General features: G+C 58.6%; 17 protein-coding genes. 4 read left to right on the plus strand and 13 right to left on the minus strand.

All coding sequences use genetic code 11. The features are described from left to right. Positions 1-155: 155 nt before the first annotated feature. Both LVD12_RS01360 and ppsA read right to left on the minus strand, forming a co-directional pair. Positions 156-728 carry a L,D-transpeptidase family protein gene (locus tag LVD12_RS01360; RefSeq protein ID WP_237065072.1) on the minus strand — a complete coding sequence of 191 codons (573 nt, stop codon included), beginning with the start codon at positions 726-728 and terminating at the stop codon, positions 156-158. A 367-nt stretch (positions 729-1,095) separates the two neighbouring features. Beyond that, positions 1,096-3,459 carry a phosphoenolpyruvate synthase gene (gene ppsA, locus LVD12_RS01365; protein ID WP_237065073.1) on the minus strand — a complete coding sequence of 788 codons (2,364 nt, stop codon included), beginning with the start codon at positions 3,457-3,459 and terminating at the stop codon, positions 1,096-1,098. 162 nt (positions 3,460-3,621) lie between these two features. Between ppsA and ppsR the strand changes: the two genes are divergently transcribed. The 3 genes from ppsR to LVD12_RS01380 all read left to right on the plus strand — a co-directional run bounded on the left by ppsR (position 3,622) and on the right by LVD12_RS01380 (position 6,317). After that, a complete protein-coding gene (ppsR, locus tag LVD12_RS01370; RefSeq protein WP_237065074.1) occupies positions 3,622-4,449 on the plus strand; it encodes a posphoenolpyruvate synthetase regulatory kinase/phosphorylase PpsR in 828 nt (275 codons plus the stop codon). A 75-nt stretch (positions 4,450-4,524) separates the two neighbouring features. Beyond that, positions 4,525-5,865 carry an aminodeoxychorismate synthase component I gene (pabB, locus tag LVD12_RS01375; protein WP_237065075.1) on the plus strand — a complete coding sequence of 447 codons (1,341 nt, stop codon included), beginning with the start codon at positions 4,525-4,527 and terminating at the stop codon, positions 5,863-5,865. Positions 5,866-6,035: 170 nt separating this feature from the next. After that, positions 6,036-6,317, plus strand: a complete 282-nt coding sequence (locus LVD12_RS01380; protein ID WP_237065077.1) for a hypothetical protein — start codon at positions 6,036-6,038, stop codon at positions 6,315-6,317. Between the two features lie 59 nt (positions 6,318-6,376). Here the strand turns inward: LVD12_RS01380 and cysB are convergent, their stop codons facing one another. From cysB to LVD12_RS01405, 5 genes are all read right to left on the minus strand, one after another. Further along, complete coding sequence (gene cysB, locus LVD12_RS01385) at positions 6,377-7,348, minus strand: HTH-type transcriptional regulator CysB (protein ID WP_237065079.1); 972 nt, start codon at positions 7,346-7,348, stop codon at positions 6,377-6,379. A gap of 157 nt (positions 7,349-7,505) precedes the next feature. Then, positions 7,506-8,408, minus strand: a complete 903-nt coding sequence (locus LVD12_RS01390) for a 5'-nucleotidase (protein WP_237065080.1) — start codon at positions 8,406-8,408, stop codon at positions 7,506-7,508. Position 8,409: 1 nt separating this feature from the next. Next, positions 8,410-9,090 (minus strand): TetR/AcrR family transcriptional regulator, encoded by a 681-nt coding sequence (locus tag LVD12_RS01395; protein WP_237065081.1) that lies wholly within the window; start codon positions 9,088-9,090, stop codon positions 8,410-8,412. 128 nt (positions 9,091-9,218) lie between these two features. Beyond that, positions 9,219-11,558, minus strand: coding sequence for a TonB-dependent receptor (locus LVD12_RS01400; RefSeq protein ID WP_237065082.1), 2,340 nt, complete (start codon positions 11,556-11,558; stop codon positions 9,219-9,221). Positions 11,559-11,746: 188 nt separating this feature from the next. Beyond that, positions 11,747-13,054 (minus strand): NAD(P)/FAD-dependent oxidoreductase, encoded by a 1,308-nt coding sequence (locus tag LVD12_RS01405; RefSeq protein WP_237065083.1) that lies wholly within the window; start codon positions 13,052-13,054, stop codon positions 11,747-11,749. A gap of 260 nt (positions 13,055-13,314) precedes the next feature. Here LVD12_RS01405 and LVD12_RS01410 point away from each other — a divergent pair, with 260 nt between their 5' ends. Next, positions 13,315-14,649 carry a glutamine synthetase family protein gene (locus LVD12_RS01410; protein WP_237065084.1) on the plus strand — a complete coding sequence of 445 codons (1,335 nt, stop codon included), beginning with the start codon at positions 13,315-13,317 and terminating at the stop codon, positions 14,647-14,649. 114 nt (positions 14,650-14,763) lie between these two features. Here LVD12_RS01410 and LVD12_RS01415 read toward each other — a convergent pair whose 3' ends face one another. The 6 genes from LVD12_RS01415 to LVD12_RS01440 form a co-directional block, all read right to left on the minus strand. Further along, complete coding sequence (locus tag LVD12_RS01415) at positions 14,764-16,422, minus strand: alanine/glycine:cation symporter family protein (RefSeq protein WP_237065085.1); 1,659 nt, start codon at positions 16,420-16,422, stop codon at positions 14,764-14,766. A 110-nt stretch (positions 16,423-16,532) separates the two neighbouring features. Continuing rightward, positions 16,533-17,558 carry a D-cysteine desulfhydrase family protein gene (locus LVD12_RS01420; protein WP_237065086.1) on the minus strand — a complete coding sequence of 342 codons (1,026 nt, stop codon included), beginning with the start codon at positions 17,556-17,558 and terminating at the stop codon, positions 16,533-16,535. Between the two features lie 92 nt (positions 17,559-17,650). Further along, the gene (gene yajC, locus LVD12_RS01425; RefSeq protein ID WP_069947947.1) at positions 17,651-17,983 is read right to left on the minus strand and encodes a preprotein translocase subunit YajC; all 333 of its coding nucleotides are present in this window, start codon (positions 17,981-17,983) and stop codon (positions 17,651-17,653) included. 106 nt (positions 17,984-18,089) lie between these two features. After that, complete coding sequence (locus tag LVD12_RS01430; RefSeq protein ID WP_237065088.1) at positions 18,090-18,536, minus strand: helix-turn-helix domain-containing protein; 447 nt, start codon at positions 18,534-18,536, stop codon at positions 18,090-18,092. A gap of 394 nt (positions 18,537-18,930) precedes the next feature. Then, a complete protein-coding gene (gene bcp / locus LVD12_RS01435) occupies positions 18,931-19,407 on the minus strand; it encodes a thioredoxin-dependent thiol peroxidase (RefSeq protein ID WP_237065090.1) in 477 nt (158 codons plus the stop codon). A 115-nt stretch (positions 19,408-19,522) separates the two neighbouring features. Further along, positions 19,523-20,044 carry a DUF2244 domain-containing protein gene (locus LVD12_RS01440; RefSeq protein ID WP_237065092.1) on the minus strand — a complete coding sequence of 174 codons (522 nt, stop codon included), beginning with the start codon at positions 20,042-20,044 and terminating at the stop codon, positions 19,523-19,525. Positions 20,045-20,062: the final 18 nt, after the last annotated feature.

Below are 20,062 nucleotides of genomic sequence, written 5' to 3' on the forward strand. Positions count from 1 at the left end.
TGCGTGGAATCCGGTAAGACTGGAGTACGCAGAATCAATGCAGGTACTGGAGGAGTTTAACGAGGGGAGCTTGCGGGGTAAAAAAATATCGGGCATTCATCCAATGGATGATGCCCGATCACTGCTAATCACGCACGAGCGATATCAGCCCACAATTACCAGGTCACCTTCACTGGAGTTCCTACACGGGCATACCGGTAGAATTTTTGCGCCATGTGCGGGGGCATGCGGACACATCCATGCGATGCCGGGTAATCGGGCACGTGACCCGAGGCATGGAGCCCAACCCCGCCATTGAAACGGATGTAATAGTTCATTTTGGCTCCACGATAAAAGGTGCCAGGAGGGCGACGGTCTTCCCGGGTATTAACATCAGCTTTCACGACGCGACCAGTGCGCTTGTCAACATAGCTGCCGTAGATAGACGAGCGGTGATTCGGGTGCTTGGAAAGCACACGGAAGTGCCCGGGACTCGTCTGATAGCCGGGCTTACCCGAGGAGACGCGGGACACTCCTACCAGGCGCCCCCCCTTGTAGAAGTAGGCCAACTGCTCACTCAGATCGATGTGTATCGAGGCGGAGCCCGAGAAATTGGCCGCTGCATGCTCGTCGAACCAGTTTACCCCTCGTGAATTGGCGACTGCGTTGGGTGATGCGAGAGCAGCCAGTAGACAGACTGCCAATCCCGCCAGATACAATTGCTGCAAAGTCAGTCTGGTTACTTGCATGGGGCACCTCGCTTACTTCGAAGGAAGTCAAGCCGGGTAGCTCTTCGGTGGGCGCATTACATACTGCACTGCGCTGGCCGGCATGCCCCGGCTAAACCTCTACTGCAGCAGAATGTTTCAAATGAAACGTCGGCAGTAGAACTATTTCGATTCTATTGCCATAAAAAAGCGTGTTTAGACCGAATCGTTCTTTCAGGAAGTAGAGTTAATCAGCAGAAAAAAGCACTTAATCTGTAAAGGGAGCGCGTGCAAGAAAAAAGGTGGGAAAGTCGCTCTGATTTTTGCCCCGGGCAGCAACTTTATTGTTATCAAACAGCGTCTGCCCAAATAATGAAAGCGACCCCGAAGGGTCACTTTGTCACCGGAATCAGGCTTCCTCGTTGGCGAGGAACAACCAGGTATCCACAGCGGTGTCCGGGTTCAGGGAGACACTGTCGATCCCTTCATCCATCAACCAGCGGGCGAAGTCCTTGTGATCTGAGGGCCCCTGCCCGCAGATTCCCACATATTTGCCCGCTTTTCTGCAAGCCTGGATCGCCCTTGAAAGCAGAACCTTGACCGCCGGATTGCGCTCGTCGAACAGGTCGGCAACCAGGCCGGAGTCCCGGTCCAGCCCCAGGGTCAACTGGGTCAGGTCGTTAGAACCGATGGAGAATCCATCGAAGTGCTGGAGGAACTCCTCCGCCAGCAGCGCATTGGAGGGCAGCTCGCACATCATGATGACTTTGAGCCCCCCTTCCCCGCGCCTGAGTCCATTGTCAGCCAGCAGACCGACGACTTCTGCCGCTTCCTCCGGTGTGCGCACGAAAGGCACCATGATTTCCACATTGGTGAGGCCCATCTCGTCCCGGACTTTCTTCAATGCCTTGCATTCCAGCGCAAAGCACTGGCGGAAGTCCTTGGATCGGTAACGGGCGGCACCGCGGAAACCCAGCATCGGGTTTTCCTCGCTGGGCTCATACAACTGACCACCCAGCAGGTGTGCATATTCATTGGACTTGAAATCTGACAGCCGCACGATCACCCGGTTGGGCGCGAACGCCGCAGCCAGGGTTGAGATGCCTTCCACCAGCTTTTCGACAATAAAATCCTCCGGCGATGCATAGCCACCGATGCGCTTGCGAATGCTTTTCTGCAGGTCATCGGGCAGTGTATCGAGCTCAAGCAACGCCTTCGGGTGAATACCAATCATGCGATTGAGGATGAACTCGAGGCGTGCCAGACCAACCCCCTGGTTCGGCAGGTGGCTGAAGGCAAAGGCGCGATCCGGATTGCCGACGTTAAGCATGATCTTGAACGGCAACTCGGGCATATCGCTGACTTCGGTTTCCTCGCGCTCGTAATTGAGCTCGCCAGCCATCACGAAGCCGGTATCCCCTTCCGCACAGGACACAGTGACCGGGGTACCACTCTCGAGTTTGTCCGTAGCATCACCGCAGCCCACCACCGCAGGAATGCCCAGCTCCCGGGCGATAATCGCGGCATGGCAGGTGCGCCCACCGCGATTGGTGACAATGGCGCTGGCCTTTTTCAGCACGGGTTCCCAGTCCGGATCGGTCATATCGGTGACCAGCACCTCCCCGTCCTGCATGGCTGCCATATCCTCGACGGATTCCAGTACCCGCACCTTGCCGGCACCGATGCGCTGACCGATCGCGCGGCCCTCGCAGAGAACCTCGCCCCGCTCGCGGAGGTGGAAGCGCTCCAGATGAGTACCCTGGTCCCTGGAACGGACGGTTTCCGGACGGGCCTGCACGATGAACAGTTCACCGGTGTCGCCGTCCTTGGCCCACTCGATATCCATCGGGCGCCCATAGTGTGCCTCGATCTTGAGGGCCTGGTCGGCCAGGCTGGTGAGCTCGGTATCGGTGAGAGAGAATTGCTGGCGATCTTCTTCCGGCACGGATACGGTCTTCACCGAGCGACCACAATCACCGCTGCTGTCGTAAACCATCTTGATGGCCTTGCTGCCCCTGTTGCGCCGCAGGATGGCAGGCCGCCCGGCCTTCAACGCCGGTTTGTAGAGGTAGAACTCATCCGGGTTCACGGCGCCCTGAACGACGGTCTCGCCGAGACCGTAGGAGGAGGTGATGAACACGACATCCCGGAAGCCACTCTCGGTATCCAGCGTGAACATGACCCCGGAGGCACCGGTTTCACTGCGGACCATATGCTGGATGCCAGCGGAAAGCGCCACACCCGCATGGGCATAGCCGGTGTGGACGCGGTAGGCAATGGCGCGGTCGTTATACAGTGAAGCGAACACCTCGTGCACCGCTTTCAGTACGGCATCGATACCGCGGATATTCAGGAAGGTCTCCTGCTGGCCGGCGAAAGAGGCGTCGGGCAAATCTTCCGCGGTCGCGGAAGAACGCACCGCCACAGCAGTCTGGCCGCCCCCCAAGGCCTCGTAACCAGCGCGAATTTCTGCTTCGAGGGCCTCGGGAAACGGGGTATCGAGAATCCACTGACGGATTTCCTGTCCGGCAGCAGCCAATGCGGTAACATCATCCACATCGAGCGTCTGCAGGCGATCAGCGATGCGCTGCTCCAGGCCTTCGTGTGTGAGGAAGGCGCGAAACGCCTCCGCGGTGGTGGCAAAACCACCTGGCACATGGACGCCTGCACCGGCGAGCGAGGAGATCATCTCACCCAGTGATGCGTTCTTGCCGCCGACTTTGTCGAGATCGCCCATGCCCAGATGAGCGAATTCGATAGTGAAGTTCGTCACGCAGTTGCCCTCAGCTGCTGGAAATCTGGCGCTGATTATAAGGATGCATTTTGTAAAAAATACCCGGCAAAAATCGCTGAAAATGTAGTTTTTCTACAACAGTTGACTACAACTCCACCAGCGGGCCCACGCCGGCCACAAACAGAGCGGACCAGTGTAATCATGGCAAAAGACAAGCGGACAGCGTATTTCATTTCCGACGGCACGGGCCTGACAGTGGAGGCTATCGGCCACAGCCTGCTGGCACAGTTTCGCGACCAGCAGGTGGAACAGGTGACGATTCCGTACGTCGACTCCCCGGAAAAAGTGCAACTGGTCCTGAGGAGGATCGAACAATCAGCCAATGAGTCTGGCCTGCGGCCGGTGATCATTACCAGCATCGTTTCGGACAAGATTCGCCAGCAGCTGCACCAGAGTTCTGCGCTGATGCTGGATGTCTTCGAAAGCTACCTGACGCCGCTGGCCGCTCTGTTTGGGCGCGACCCGGCCCAGAGCGTCAATGTCTCCCATGGCATCGCCGACGACCGGCGTTACAGTGAGCGGATCGAGGCGGTGCACTTTGCCATGGATAATGATGACGGGCGTCGGGTGCGCGAGTTTGATCGCGCCGACATCATCCTCGTGGGAGTTTCCCGATCCGGCAAAACACCCACGTGCCTGTATCTGGCACTGCAGTTCGGACTCCGGGCAGCGAATTACCCCATTACCGAAGAGGACATGGACTCCACGTCACTGCCCAAGATTCTGCGTCCCTACCGGCACAAGCTGTTCGGCCTGACCATCGATCCGGAGCGGCTGATGAGCATTCGCCAGGAGCGGCGCGCCAACAGCCGCTACGCTTCTCTTGAGCAATGTGAGTTCGAGGTGCGTCAGGTGGAGCAGATGCTGCGTCGGGCCCAGGTTCCCTACCTCAATGCCACCCAGCTCTCCGTTGAAGAACTGGCCACCCGGCTCATGTCCCAGGCTGGTATTGAGCGTCGTATCGGTTAAAGTAGCCGCCTTTTGGCCCCCGTCAGGAGTACCGCCGGTGAACCGACGCCGGCGGCTGGCGTAAAAGAAGCTGGAATGAAATCGCTACAGATCGTATCCCTGCCCTACTCACTGAACACGGCGGCTGCCTTTCAGGCCATTGCCGATCTGCCCGCACCCGTGTGGCTGGACAGTGGCCGTCCGCTGGCCCCCGGTGGACGCTACGACATTATCAGTGCAGACCCGATCAATACCCTCGAGCTCGCCGCTGGCAGCCTCGCGCCGTTCGCTGAAGTGGACGATCTCTGGTGTGAGCTGAGCCAGGCCGACAGTGATGCCCAGCTGCCTTTCTGTGGCGGAGTCATCGGCTACGCAGGCTATGAGCTGGGCATGGCCGGAAATTTCCTTGGCGCAGATCAGCGCCCAACCCCGTTGCCTGCCGGTTTTTTTGGTCTCTATACCTGGGCCCTGATCGTGGATCACCAGCTGCAGGCCAGTCACCTGGTATTCCATCCGGCTTCCCCACCGGTGCAGGTGGCGGACCTGGTCGCGCGCTTCACTGCGGTGCGCTGGCAGACCGAGCCGAGGGCAGGCAAATTCCGTCTGCTCGCCCCCTTTGAGCATGAACTTGCGCCAGCGGAATACCAGCAGCGCGTCGAGCGGGTGCTCGAATACATCCGGGCCGGTGACATTTATCAGGCCAACTTTACCCAGCGCTTCGAAGCCGCGTATGAGGGCGACCTGTTCCAGGCATACCTCGCCTTACGAGCTAGGGTGGCAGGTCCCTTTTCCGCTTTTCTGGAGATCCCGGACCGCGGCAGTATCCTGAGCCTTTCGCCGGAACGGTTTATCTCCGCCGACGGCCCCCGCGTCCAGACCCAACCGATCAAAGGGACGGCGCGGCGTCACAGTGACCCGCAACAGGACGCACAGATAGCAGCAGCACTACAGCGCAGCGAGAAAGACCGGGCGGAAAACCTCATGATCGTGGATCTGCTGCGCAACGATTTCGGCAAGTGCTGCCAGCGTGGCAGTGTACGGGTACCGAACCTGTTTGAACTGGCCAGCTTTGCCAATGTGCATCACCTCGTCAGCACGGTCACCGGCGAGCTGCCCGAAGAGTACAGCTTTGCTGATCTCCTGCAGGCCTGCTTCCCCGGCGGCTCCATCACCGGTGCACCGAAGCGGCGGGCCATGGAAATCATCCGTGAGCTGGAGTCGAGTCCGCGCGGCGTCTATTGCGGGAGTATCGGCTACCTCAGTAGTTGTGGCCGTGCGGATACCAATATCGCGATCCGCACCTTCTCTGCAGATCAACACCGGCTGACTTGCGCCGCCGGGGGCGGTATTGTCGCGGATTCCGATCCCGCCGCAGAACATCGGGAATGCCTGGACAAAGTGGGCCTGCTGCTCGCCACCCTGGAAGCGTTTTGCTAGTGCCTGCATTGCGCGGGCCGGTTACGGGCTTTTCGGTGCGTCGCATTTGGTTATAGGTCTATCCCTCTTCGGTATTTCACCGGACCCGGACGACTTGATAGATTGTGCGCCAGGATGGCGGAATGTCTTGCGTCGGCCTCCGCCCGGCAGTGCACGAAAGGATACGGACAATGCGCATTACCTTTGTTAAGAAAGTACTGGCGGACGGTACTCCCTGTTCCAAATGCCGGGACGTGGAGGAAAAACTGCGGGAGAACGATCAGCTTCACCTGATCAATGAGACCGTGGTAGCCGATGAGCGCGATGCCGACAGCCCAGGCATGAGTCTGGCCCGGGAGCACCAGGTGACACGGGCTCCTTTCTTCCTGGTGGAGGAGGAGGGGCAGATCCCCAGGATTTACACTGTGTATTTCAAGTTCGTGAAGGAGGTTTTGCGCCCCCTCACAACCTGAACCGCGCAGCCCCAGCTACGCCCTCCTGCAGACCTCCCCTCCAGGCTCGTTCTGTGGGGTCAGTAAACCGGCAACTCAAGACCGGCAAAGAGTTCCTCGAGTTCAGCCCGCGACGAGGCATGAGCTGCCTGATCCACCAGTTCGCGGGTCAGGTGTGGCGCAAACTGCTGGATGAATTCATACATAAAGCCACGCAGGAAAATACCCTTGCGGAAGCCGATCCTGGTCACGCTCGATTCAAACAGGCTGCTCGCGTCCAGGGCCACCAGATCCTCATCCTCCTCGTCCACCGCCATATCCGCGACAATACCGATTCCCAGGCCCAGGCGCACATAGGTCTTGATGACGTCCGCATCCGCAGCGGTAAATACCACTTTCGGCGAAAGCCCCTTCTCGAGAAAGGCCTCATCGAGTTTCGAGCGGCCGGTAAACCCGAACACATAGGTGACGATGGGATACTGGGCCACATCCTCCAGGGTCAGTTTGCTGGTCTGGCACAGGGGGTGGTTCCTTGGCACCAGCAGGCAGCGGTTCCAGCGGTAGACAGGCATCATGACCAGATCACTGAACAACTCGAGCGCCTCGGTGGCGATGGCAAAATCCGCGGTACCATCGGCCGCCATTTCCGAGATCTGCATCGGGGTGCCCTGGTGCATGTGCAGGGATACCTCGGGATAGCGGCTGATAAAGGATTTGATCACCGGCGGCAACGCATAACGTGCCTGGGTGTGGGTGGTGGCGATGGACAGGCTGCCCTTCTGGTCGTTGCTGAACTCCTGCGCCACCTGTTTGATGTTCTCGACCTTGCGCAGGATCTCGCCGGCGGTTTTCAGGATGGCCTCCCCGGCGGGTGTCACACGGGTCAGGTGCTTGCCGCTGCGGGCGAAGATCTCAACCCCGAGCTCATCCTCAAGCAGGCGTATCTGCTTGCTGATACCGGGCTGGGAGGTGAACAGACTCTGTGCGGTAGCGGAGACATTGAGGTCGTGGTGGGCCACTTCCCAGATGTATCGCAGCTGCTGCAGCTTCATGGCTTCTCCCTGTCTCGCCGTGCACGCATCCCGTGTGTGCTGGCCACTGAGTTATAAAAACACTATGAGGTTATTCGAGAAGAGAATAGCAGTGGTGGGTTCCGGCAGCCAAGTACCGAAACACCGGTGAAGGGAAAATTTCGCGCCCCACTCCCCCTCAGGTGTGCTCTTCGTTGGCAATCCCGTGGGGAACGTGGCCGGTAGCCACATGTTCTGCCGCGGAGGCACAGTGGTTGGGCTGGTCGTCAAAGAAAACATCCGCCCCGAAAGCCCTCAGGAACTCTCCTTTCGGCAGCCCGCCGAGGAATACCGATTCGTCCAGGCGGATATTCCACGCCCTGAGGGTCCTGATCACCCGTTCGTGGGCAGGGGCTGATCGGGCTGTCACCAGTGCGGTACGAATCGGGCAACTGTCGGCATCAAACTCCGCCTGCAGCCGCTGCAGCGCCTCAAGGAAGCCCTTGAACGGTCCGCCGCCCAGGGGCATCTGTGCAGAAGCGCGCTCTGAGGCGGCGAAGGCCTCCAGCCCCTGGCGCTTGAATATCTGCTCCGCCTCGTCCGAAAACAGCACGGCGTCACCATCGAAGGCAAAGCGCAGCGTGTCGTCCGCCCGCTGGCGTGAACCGCCGGCAATGAGAGTGGCCGCTGCCACCCCCTGCTCGAGGGCGTGGCGCACATCGCGGCCATCACTGGACAGAAACAGGTCGCAGCCGAAAGGGGCGATATAGCGGTAGGGGCTCTCCCCATTGCAGAAAGCTGCCCGGGTGATGTTCAGTCCGTAATGCTCAATGGAGTTGAATACACGCAGGCCTGTATCAGCGCTGTTGCGGGAAAGGAGGATCACCTCGACCCTGGGCTCTCCCTCGAGACGCTGATTAATCTGCAGGAATTTCTCCACCAGCGGGAAGGCATCACCCTTGGGCAACACCTCATTTTCCCGTTCGATCTGGTGTGAGGAAAAAGCCTCGAGGCCCTGCTCTTCGAAAACCCGGTGGCTCTCCCTCAGGTCAAACAGAGCGCGGGAAGAAATGGCAATCACCAGTTTGCTGGCAAGCTGCATGTCAGGGAGCCTCCACGTCATCCAGGCCGCCGGGCCGTGCCGCGTCGCGATTGCGCTCGAGGATGGTCAGCAACATCTGCTGCAGGTCATCTCGCGTCCGTTGCGCCCTTGTCCCCTCCTGGTTGACGATGACCAGGAACACTGCGTGGAAAGTTTCCAGTGTCAGGCGGGCGAGCCGGTTCATCTCGTTCGGTGGGCAGCGAAAATTCAGTCGCCGGAACATCCCGGTAAGGTGCCGGATAAGCAGTTCATCGTGACGGGCATCCAGTTCGTGCAGCTCGGGTATTCCCCACATGGCCTGGACCAGCGGTAACAGTCCTCGCTGCTCCCGGTACACGGCCAGCAAGCGATCCAGTAACTCCCCGGTGAAAACCTCTAGGGACATTTCTTCAAGTTCCGCCTCGGCGAGCTCTTCCAGGGCCGAGGTCATACCGGCCAGCCATTGTTCACCCATGGCGTACAGGATGGCGTGCTTGTTGGGAAAATAGTGATACAACGAGCCTACGGAAACACCGATTTCCTTGGCGATAAGAATCGTGGTGAGATCGTCCAGACCAACTTCTTCCAGCAAGCGGCCGGTGGCGTCGAGAATCTGCCGGGTGCGCTCACGGGCGCGGGCCTGCACCGGCTCGCGGCGCGGGCTCAGCTGGCTCTTGCGTCTCTTCTGCTCGGTATCTGTCAACGCTCTCCCCCCATCTGATTTGGACCAGTCTACCACCTTTTTCTGAGTTTGCCGGCGGCATATACCCGCGCGTGGTGGCAAAAAAAACCGGCGCAGAGCGCCGGTTTTTTTTCTTCGGATACCACTGTTTAGAAGCGGTAATCCAGGTTGACGCCGACCAGTCGTCCGCGGGACGGGTCAGTCTTGGTTGCCGGCAGGTTGTACAGGGCATCTGCATAGCCCCAGTGGTAGTACTCCTCGCCAGTCAGGTTTTCGGCGTAGATGCCGGCTGTCCAGCTGTCGCTCGGTGCGGTCAGTGCAACACGCAGATTGACCACGTTGCGGGCATCCAGCCTGACGTCGTCAGTGTTCTCCAGATCGGACCACTGCTCGCCGGTGTAGGTGTACTCACCGGATACCGAGAACTCGCCCAGACCGGTAGTGCGTGTGTAGGTCAGCACTGCGGCAGAGGAGAACTCCGGAGAAAACGCCATCTGGTTACCATCACAGGAATCACAGAATTCCGCCGGGGCGCCGGTGAACTCAGTATCCAGCCACGCCATACCCAGGTACAGGTCGAGGTTGTCGGTCAGCAACCAGCGCGCGTCCAGTTCCAGACCCTGGCCCTGGGACTCACCCACATTGCGGGTGATTGCGGCCGCGCCCACAAAGAAGGCCTGCTGCAGGTCGTCATAGGTGTACTGGAAAGCTGCGGCGTTCAGTGCCAGGCGATTGTCCAGCAGGCGCGCTTTCAGGCCGAGCTCGTAAGAGAGCACATTTTCTTCGTCAAACTTGCTCGGCTCAGCGTTGGAGCTGTCGACCTCGTAGCCCTGCTCATCCAGCCACTCGTACTGGCTGTCCTCGGTGGTGCCATATGCGGGATCGGTGATGTTGTAAGACAGGTAGTCGAAACCACCGGACTTGTAACCGGTTGCCACGCTGGCGTACGCAGTCAGTTCATCGCTCAGAACCTGGGTCAGGGTTACACGACCGGAGACGTTGTCCCAGGTGTTGTCGCCAACGATGGCTGCGTTGGTGTACATGGCCTGGTAGTTCCAGCCACCGGTCCAGGTATCCGGCCACGGAGAGTCGACGCTGTAACGCTTCTCGTCCTCGGTGTAGCGAACACCCAGACCCAGGGTGGTGGAGTCAGTCAGGTCATAGGTAGTGTTGGCAAACACACCCCAGCCACTGTACTCACCGACGGTGTCCGCCGCCTCGATGGACAGGTTATCCGGGGCATACTCCCAGGGCTCCCCCTCGAAACCAAAAGCCTCATCCAGGACGTCCTGGGGTAGCGCATCACAGGTCACGAAGCTGTCGAGGCCCTCTTCCCACTCATCGGCATAAATGCCGTCACAGATGAAGTCTTCGTTATCGATACCGGCAAAGTACGCATTGACCTCTTCCTGGTAGTAGGAAGCACCGAGCACATAGTTGAACGGACCGGCGTTGTTGGAGGTCAGGCGGAACTCCTGGCTGAAGAAGTCACCGGTCTGGTCACGTACGTAAGTATCGATGGGCTGTGCAGTGCCATCGAAGTCCTCGATGTAGGTGTAGTTGTGGGTCTTGTAACCGGTAATGGACGACAGGGTGGTGCCGCTGGCCAGCTCGTGTTCCACAGTCAGGATCACGTCGGCGATTTCAGCCTCGTCCTTGCCGATCTGGTCGTTGTAGACCTGGTCGTAGTCCCCTTCCGGGATCGGGTAGTTGTAGCCGGCACCGTTATCGAAGGCGCGGTAGATGGTGCCGTCGCTGATGCGGTCTTCGTACTGCGCCAGCAGGGTCACCGTGGTGTTATCGAAGCCGTCATACACGGTAGTGACGCGCATGGCGTTCAGTTCGCTGGCGCCCAGATCGCGGCCACCGGCGAGATTTTCAACGTGACCGTCTTCCTTGGCATGCTTGCCAGCGAAACGCACGGAGAGGTCATCACCCAGGGGCATATCCAGGCCACCCTCAAACTCGGTGCGACCATACTGGCCGGCGCCGACGGAAACCTCACCCGCGACGGTGTCGCCGGGCTTGCGGGAGACCATGGAGATGGCCCCGGAGGCGGTGTTGCGACCGAACAGTGTGCCCTGCGGCCCTTTCACCACTTCGACCCGCTCCAGGTCATACATGCTCGGAGTGGCACCGGTGCGGCTCTGATAGACGCCGTCCAGGAAGATACCCAGCGCCGGGTCACTGCCGCTACCGAAACTATTGTTGTTGACGCCGCGCACAGACACGGAATCAAAGTAGGAGTCGGTCGTCTCACCGGAGACACCGGGAGTCAGCGCGAACAGGTCCTTGAAGTCACTCAGGTTGCTGTTCTTGACGGTCTCGCCGGTGAAGGCACTGACCGCCATGGGTACATCCTTGAGGGACTCTGCGCGCATCTGCGCGGTGACGGTCACCTCTTCGATCTGGGCGGCTGTGGCGCCGGAGCTGACAGCAATGACTACCGCACCCACGGCCGAGGCCAGGGCGTGTTTTCTTGTGAACAAGTACTTCTCATTTACAGGCATGGTCGTCCCCGTGTTGTTTTTATGCAGGGCTGCTCATCTGATACCGCTGATGACAGTACCCAAGTGATAAAACTTGAATTGTCGTTATCCCACAAACCGAATGATTATTCAAATTTTGTAGTCGAGATGACGAATTCTTTGTCTTTGGCACTCGTCTGGCGCAGATTTCAGCTGCCCAGCTTGTCCTTCAGGCTGTAGTAGAGCATCCCCGCCACCAGGCCAGGCCACCGGAGCAGCGTGCCGCCCGGGAAGCTCGGTGTTGGAATTTGCGCCAGTATATCAAAACGTTCCTCGGTGCCAGCTATTACTTCTGCAATCAGCTTGCCAGCGAAGGTTGCCGTCGGCACACCGTGACCGGAATAGCCCTGGCTGTAATAGATATTGGGCTCCAGCCGGCCCAGGTGGGGCATCCGGTTCAGTGTGATGGCGAGGGTCCCGCCCCAGCCATAGTCGATGCGGGTATCGGCCAGCTGGGGGTAGACCCGCAGCATGTAATTCCGCACGAAGCTGCGGATGTCCTGGGGGAAGCGGGAGGTATAATTCTCGCCGCCACCGAAGATCAGCCGGTTGTCGCCGGACAGCTTCCAGTAGTCGATGACAAAAAGGGTGTCCTGCAGGGCGTGGTCGTTCGCAATGAGTTCCCGGGCCAGGTCGTCCGACAGGGGCTCAGTAGCCAGCACGAAATTGTTGATGGGCATGATCTTGCCCGCCATGCGCGGCTCCAGATTGCCCAGGTAGCCATTACAGGCCAGTACCACATTCTTCGCCCTGACCTCCCCTTTCGCGGTCTCTACGATGCAGGGGGAGCCTCCCCGGTAACTGGTTACCCGGCTGTGCTCAAAGAACTGGACCCCGGCAGCAGCCGCCGCCTCTGCCAGGCCAAGTGCATAGTTGAGTGGGTGCAGGTGCAGGGAACCACTGTCGATCTGAGCCCCAAAGTAGCGCTCGGAACCGACCAGGCTGCGGGCCTCTTCCTCTCCCACATACCGCATCTGCTCATAGCCGTAGCGCTCCCGCAGCATTTCCACCTCCTGCTCCAGGTCACTGTTGTGGCTGCGCTTCGCCGCGAGGTGCATAATCCCGCGCTTCATGTCGCACTGGATACCGTGCTTCTGGATCAGGGATTCCACCAGTTGCACGGCCTCGATACCCATATCCCACAGCTGCTTCGCCGTGTCGAAGCCCAGCATTTTCTCCAGGTCTTCCTGCCCCTTGCGCTGTCCAACGCCCACATGGCCACCATTGCGACCTGATGCCCCCCAGCCAACACGCTCGGCTTCCAGAACCACGACTTTGTAACCTCGCTCCGCGAGATGCAGAGCGGATGAAAGACCGGTATAGCCGGCACCGATAACACAGACATCAGCCTCTACCGCCCCCTCCAGTGAAGGATGTAAAGGCGCCGGGTTTGCACTGGCGGCATAGTAGGAGTCAGTGTGCCCGACAAGCTTGCTGACGGTACCCTCGTTTTTCATACATTCTTCTCCAGCTCAGAATGGTTCCCGGGGCACCCCAAAAACCGAACAATAATTCAATTTATAATTGAATAATAATTCGGTTTCTTGTCATAATCAAAGACTGCTATCCGGCTGAATGCCGGGTCGCCCCCCGAATCGGCTGTCGCGCGCTCTTGCGATCAGACGGCGCGGCCCAATCTGGGCACACCGATCCACGCCGATCCGGGCGTATACTAAAAGCCACCCCTTCAGGGGGAATCCTTCGACCAAGGTGTAACATGGACAAAATTACAAAGTGGCTCGCGGAGCACAACATCTCTGAGGTGGAGTGCCTGGTGCCCGACATGTCCGGCAATGCCAGGGGCAAATTTACCCCGACGGACAAGTTCCTCACCGAGGACAGCCGGCTGCCGGAAAGTATCCTGGTGCAAACCGTCACCGGCGACTATGTCGATGAGCATAACGAGCTTGTCGACCCCGCCGATACCGATATGCTCCTGGTGCCCGACCCGGATTCCGTGCGCCTGAACCCCTGGGCAAACGAGCCCACGGCCCAGATCATCCACGACTGCTATACGCGGGATGGCCAACCGCACCCGATCAGCACCCGCAACATCCTCAAGTTCGTGCTGGCCAAATATGAAGCCAGGGGCTGGAAGCCTGTGATCGCCCCGGAAGTAGAGTTCTATCTGGTCAAGCGCAACCTGGACCCTGATGAGAAACTGTCCGCCCCGGTAGGCCGATCCGGTCGCACCGAGAAGACACGTCAGTCCTACAGCATCGACGCGGCGAATGAATACGAGCCGATTATTGAGGACATGTATGACTTCTCGGAGGCCCAGGGTCTCGATGTGGACACGCTGATTCACGAGTCCGGCACCGCACAGATGGAGATTAACTTCCTGCACGGCGATGCGCTGAGGCTGGCAGACCAGGTTTTCACGTTCAAGCGAACGGTGCGCGAGACCGCCCTGCGCCATGGCATCTATGCCACTTTCATGGCAAAGCCCATGGAACATGAGCCCGGCAGTGCCCTGCACATTCACCAGAGCATCGTCGACCTGGAAACCGGCAAGAACATCTTTGTCGATGAAGAGGGCCGCGAGAACAAGCGCTTCCTGCACTTTATTGGTGGCATGCAGAAGTACACCCCGGGCTTCATCAGCTTCTTCGCCCCGAACGTGAACTCCTACCGCCGTTTCACGCCGGAAATTGCGGCACCGACCAGCCTGCACTGGGGCTATGACAACCGCACCACCGGGCTGCGGGTGCCAGACAGCTCCCCGCAGGCCAAGCGGCTCGAAAACCGCTTCCCGGGTGCTGACTGTAACCCCTACCTGGCAATTGCCACTTCGCTGGCCTGCGGTTACCTGGGGATGGTGAACGAGATTGAGCCCACGCCTCCCTACAAGGGTGACTGCTCGAGAGAGCCAATCACCCTGCCCCGCACACAGGAGCATGCCCTCAGCCTGCTGCTGGAGTGTGACGAGGCGGCGGAGATGTTCGGTGAGAAATTCGTACGCGCCTGGAGTGCCATCAAGCGTGACGAGTATGAGGAATTCAACCGGGTAATCAGCTCCTGGGAGCGTGAGTACCTGCTGCTGAACGTCTGATTACCTCTCATCCTGAAAACCAGAAAAAAAGGCGGCCAAATGGCCGCCTTCTTTTTTGCATTCGATGCACCGGCAGGTGGGCCGGCGGTGTCACGCCAGCCCCCTTCCCTGTTATCACTTGTGGCTGGGATCCTTCCAGTAATCCTTCACGGTGTCCTTCATTTCACGTGCAAGGATCGTAATGCCAAACAGGTTCGGCAACGTCATGATCACGATCGCTACCGCGGACAGGTTCCAGATAATGGTGGTGTCCTCGATCGCCGCCCAGAAGAAGGCCAACACGTAGACCAGCCGGTAAGGCATAACCGCCTTGGGCCCGAAGAGGTAGATCATCGAGCGGTCGCCGTAGTACGACCAGGCAATAGCGGTGGAGAACGCGAACAGGAGAATGCCCAGCGTCACAATGAATTTGCCGTATTCACCAAAGAAACCGCGCTGGAACGCCTCATTGGTCAGTGCAACCGAGTGCACCAGCGAGTTACCCCAGATGTCGACATTCTCGTTGATAAACCGGCCCTCACGAACAGTCAGCACCCCACTGAAGGTGTCATCCGCAACGCGATACTCCACATCCTCAGCGATGGAACGGGCATGAATCAGCGTGAATTCTCCCTCGTTGAGGGCCCGACCATCGGCCACAACGACGGAGCCGCTGAATGGTTTCACCTTGCTGTCGCCGTTACTCAGGAAGTGGAACAGATCGTTGACATGCCCGGCGTTCTCCTCGGTGTAGTTACCGGCGACGGCAATCATGTCTGCGCGCTCGAAGCGGTTCATGTGCTTCTCGGTCCATACACCGGATGACAGGATCACCAGACCGGTGAGCGTACAGATGATGATGGTGTCGATGAACGGTTCCAGCAGCGAGACCATACCTTCCGAAACGGGCTCGTCGGCTCGGGCCGAGGCGTGCGCAATCGGGGCCGAACCCTGCCCCGCCTCGTTGGAGAACAGGCCGCGGTTGACGCCGCGGTTGAAGGCATAGGCAAAGCTGGCACCGAGGAAACCGCCGGCGGCCGCCGAGCCGTTGAACGCATCGCGGAACACTGCCAGGAAGGACGGCACGATATTCTCGATGTTGTACAGGATCACCGCGAGCGCACCGATGATATAGAGCACAGCCATAACGGGTACGATGGTGGAGGTCACCTTGGCGATACGGGTGATACCGCCGATGATCACCATACCGAGCAGCACGGCCAGCACACCGCCGGTCAGGGCCTTATTGAGGCCGAAGGTATCGTACATAGCCTGGGCAATGTTGTTCACCTGCGGCAGGCTGCCGGTACCAAATGAACTGATGACAGTGGCGATTGCGAAGAGCACCGCCAGCCACTTCATATTGAGGCGTCTCTCCATATAAAACATCGGGCCACCGGCATAATAGCCGTCAGCAGCCTTGATCCGATATTTATGGGAGAGTGTTACCTCGACGAATTTGGTGGTCATGCCGAGGAATGCAGTAACCCACATCCAGAACAGTGCCGCGGGGCCACCGAGGAAAATGGCCAGTCCTACACCGCCAATGTTACCGGTGCCCACTGTGCCGGAGAGTGCAGTGGAAAGTGCCTGGAAGTGGGAGGTATCACCGGGGTCACCGGGCTTGTCGTACTTGCCCCGTACGATCTTGATGGCATGGCCGAAATATCGAAGCTGGGGGAACCCCAGGAACAAGGTGAAGAAGACACCAACGCCCAGCAGGACGTAGGGAAACCAGGGCGCAGAGCCGAGCAACCCGTCCAGGGACAAGAGGATATTGTTAAAGGATTCCAAGCTGACCCCCACTACTCTTTTTCATTTTGCTTGTTTTATATACAGATCAATCTGCTGATTTTGCGGCGCAGATTAGCAGTTTAACGTTGTTTATAACAGTAAGGCAGTGACTACTGGAGGAATCCGAAGTGTTCCCGATGGGGAAACAGTCCGAAGTGACCGCCAGTGTGCACGAAAACCAGGTTGTCACAGTGCTGGTACCGGCCACGATGAAGCTCCTGCAGAAGCCCGTGAAACGCTTTACCCGTATAGACCGGATCCAGCAGCACCCCTTCCAGCTGCGCCACTTCAGCAATTGTTCGGTAGACAGGTTCATCGGCCATGGCATAGCCGGGGCCGATGTAATCCGCATTGACGGAAACATCCAGTGCATCGACAGCGAAGCCCTTACTGTGCTCGGCCGCCCACTCGGCCACGTCTTCACGGACCTTGTCCTGAAAGTATTCGGCGCTGTCACAGACAGCAAAGCCGGTGACCCGTGTATCGGCACCCAGCAGGTGACAGCCAAGCGTCAGGCCGGCCTGTGTACCACCACTGCCCGACGCACAGATGATCTGGTCCGGCTCGAACCCCTCGCGCCGGCAGTCACCCAAGAGCTCTTCGCTACCGGCGATATAGCCCCAGATACCCAGTCCGTCACTGGCTCCTGTAGGAATACACAGGGCCTTGTGGCCACGCTGCGCGTAGAACTCCCGCCAGTGCTCAAAAAGTTCTGCCTGGCGGGAGAAGTATTCCCGCGGTGGATAGAAAGCACAGGAGGCACCTGCCAGCTGGTCCACCAGCAGGTTACCGTCTGCCGAACCGCTGTGCTCGCCACGGAGAATCAATTGCACCCGCAGGCCCAGCCGGGCCCCAACCAGCGCCGTAGTACGACAGTGATTGGACTGGATGCCGCCGCAGGTAATCAGGGTGTCGCAGCCGCGCTCACGGGCGGCACCGGCGATGAACTCGAGCTTGCGCAACTTGTTGCCGGACATGCCGGACTCGGTGAGATCATCCCGCTTGATCCAGATTCGCGGCCCACCATGGGGGGTAGAATATTTCTCGGTCAGCCGATTGAGGGGCTGGAGGGGCGTTGGCAGTCGAGCCAAATCAATTTTGGTGGGATAGTCGATCGGTATTGTCCTTCCCTGCACGCGTGAACTCCTGCTTACATTATCGCCAAACAAAAAACCCGGCTTTCGCCGGGTTTTTCAGCTTCCGGACCAACCGGCAGCATCGATGACCTTCAGATCTTCTTGATGGTTCCCTTGGGGAGAATCGCGTGCACCGCGACCTTCTGGAAACGCAGCTGCGTATTGTCAGCCACCTCCAGAACGATGTAGTCGTCATCGACCTTTTCAATCCGGCCCAGCATGCCACTGGTCATTACCACTTCATCACCCTTCTTCAGCGCGCCCACGAGCTCCTGGTGCTCTTTCTGGCGCTTGCGCTGCGGGCGAATGATGAAAAACCACATGAAGGCAAACAGACCGGCAAACATAATCAGCGTAACCATCGGGTTACCCTGCGGGGCCGGCGCGGCTTCCTGTGCTACTGCGGCGGGGATAAAAAAGCTCATGCAAAACCTCAAAGAGTCAGCCAATAAATTGCAGCCAACTCTAACGGGTTTGCCGGGCGTAGGCAATCTGTGGGGCCGGCGAACAGCAGGACCGGCCCCATCAAGCTTAAAACCGCTGGCGCACCTGGCGGCGGTAGCCGGTTGGTGACATACCGGTCCAGCGCTTGAAAGCACTGGTAAAGCTGGTGCGGTCTGAGAAGTCGAGGATACGCGAGATACCGTCCACACTGAGTGCCGTGTCCTTGAGGAAATGCACTGCATGACGGAAGCGCACATGGTCACGCAGGGCCGCGAAACTCAGGTTGTGCTCCTGCAACCGGCGCTGCAGGGTACGGGTGGACATGCTGAGGTCGGACGCCACCGGCCTGATCGCAAGCGATGCTTTACCGATGCGCTGCTCGAGGACATCGATTACCCGCGCTGCAATACCAAAACTGGTCGCCTCCGGCGGCGCGAGAAGTTGATCAAGGATATTGGGATCCCCCGACAACCGGGCCTCCTGGAGAGGCTTGTCTTCCGAGAGGGAATCCTGATCTGGCTGAATCTGGTTCATGAGCTGCTCCTTTTATGTTCCGTGAGCCGCAGTTGTTATTCTGTGTCCGCTTCCTGCGAACCCCTTTTCCTCAACCTGCCCCGTTTACTTCTTGTTAGAGCGGGCTACTACCCGGGTGCCGGGATGCACCTGAGACCGACATAGAATCATTGCTACAGAGCTGTACATTTTTCGAACAAACCACGCCGACCAAGTCCCGAGGGATACAACTCTGTATCGGCGCACCTTTCCTTCACACCACCGAGTATAGACCAAGATTTGAGAATGCAAGGGACGACAGCGAATTTTTTTGGCTAATGTCAGGAGAGGGAGTTTTGCGCCAAATGACCACAAGGGGTGTCATATGGCAGCCCGAACGGGCCGCCGGAGGACTGGAGTGACGGCGAAAACGCGATCAGGAGAGATTATCGCGAATCCAGGTGAGGACGTCGTCATGATGGGTCTTGGTCTTCACCTTATCGATGATGTGGCGGAGGCGCCCTTCCTTGTCGATGATGAAAGTCGTCCGCAGTAGCCCCATGTACTCCTTGCCCATGAACTTCTTCAGGCCCCAGCAGCCGTACTTGTCGGCGATCTTGTGATCCTCATCGGAAAGCAGGTCAAAGTTAAGCTCGTGTTTGTCGATGAACTTCTGCAGCTTCGCTTCTGGGTCCGGGCTCACCCCGAGCACGACCGTATCCTGGCCTGAAAACTCCTTTGCAGCATCACGGATGCCACAGGCCTGGGTGGTACACCCAGGGGTCAGTGCCTTGGGGTAAAAATAAAGCACCACATTCTTTTTCCCGCGGAAATCCTTGAGGGCGACTTTTTCACCATTCTGGTTTTTCAGCGTAAATGCGGGTGCAATATTACCAATCTTGGGAAAAGACATGATGACCCCTATTCAAAAATGGATTACCACGGCCGGCAAGATGCCGGCCGCATCGTTGTTCTACTGGAAAGCTTTGCCAGATTATAAAGGCCGAAGTACGCGAACACCTCCCCGGTCAAAAGTCCTTTACACCGTAATGGGACTCCTTGCGGGCGAAAATGCCACAATCGCTCAGTTTTTCTACCAGGGCGGCCCTCTCACCATCAGTGAGAAACTCCCCGATTTCAAGGCAACCCTCTGGTCCGGAGAAGCTCACTGAAGCAGGTTCAGAAGCACTACAGCCCATCCGCACCAGAACTGAAAGGCTGTCCCGATTGAACTCGCGGTGGTAAAAACTTTCCTGGCGGTGGCCACGACAGCAGTCAAGCACTACGCGCTCACCACTGATACGGATTACCTCGCGCCGGGTACCCTCCATGTATACATAGGCAAACAACGCACCCAGCAACAGGACCTCCAGGCCGGCGAACGGCAAGATCATCCAGGCTCCTGCGAGGGCAAAGGCGAGACTGATCCCCAGGGAGACCGCCACAAGGGATACGAACACCCAGAGGTTACCGGAAAGGGACAGTGACTGGTTGGGCGCGAGAAGGATACAGGCGTTCTTGCGTGATACGCGGCCGACTTCAGTGACCATGGCGACAGAACCCGTTGC

This window comes from Microbulbifer guangxiensis, from assembly GCF_021729075.1.
Lineage (GTDB): Bacteria > Pseudomonadota > Gammaproteobacteria > Pseudomonadales > Cellvibrionaceae > Microbulbifer > Microbulbifer guangxiensis.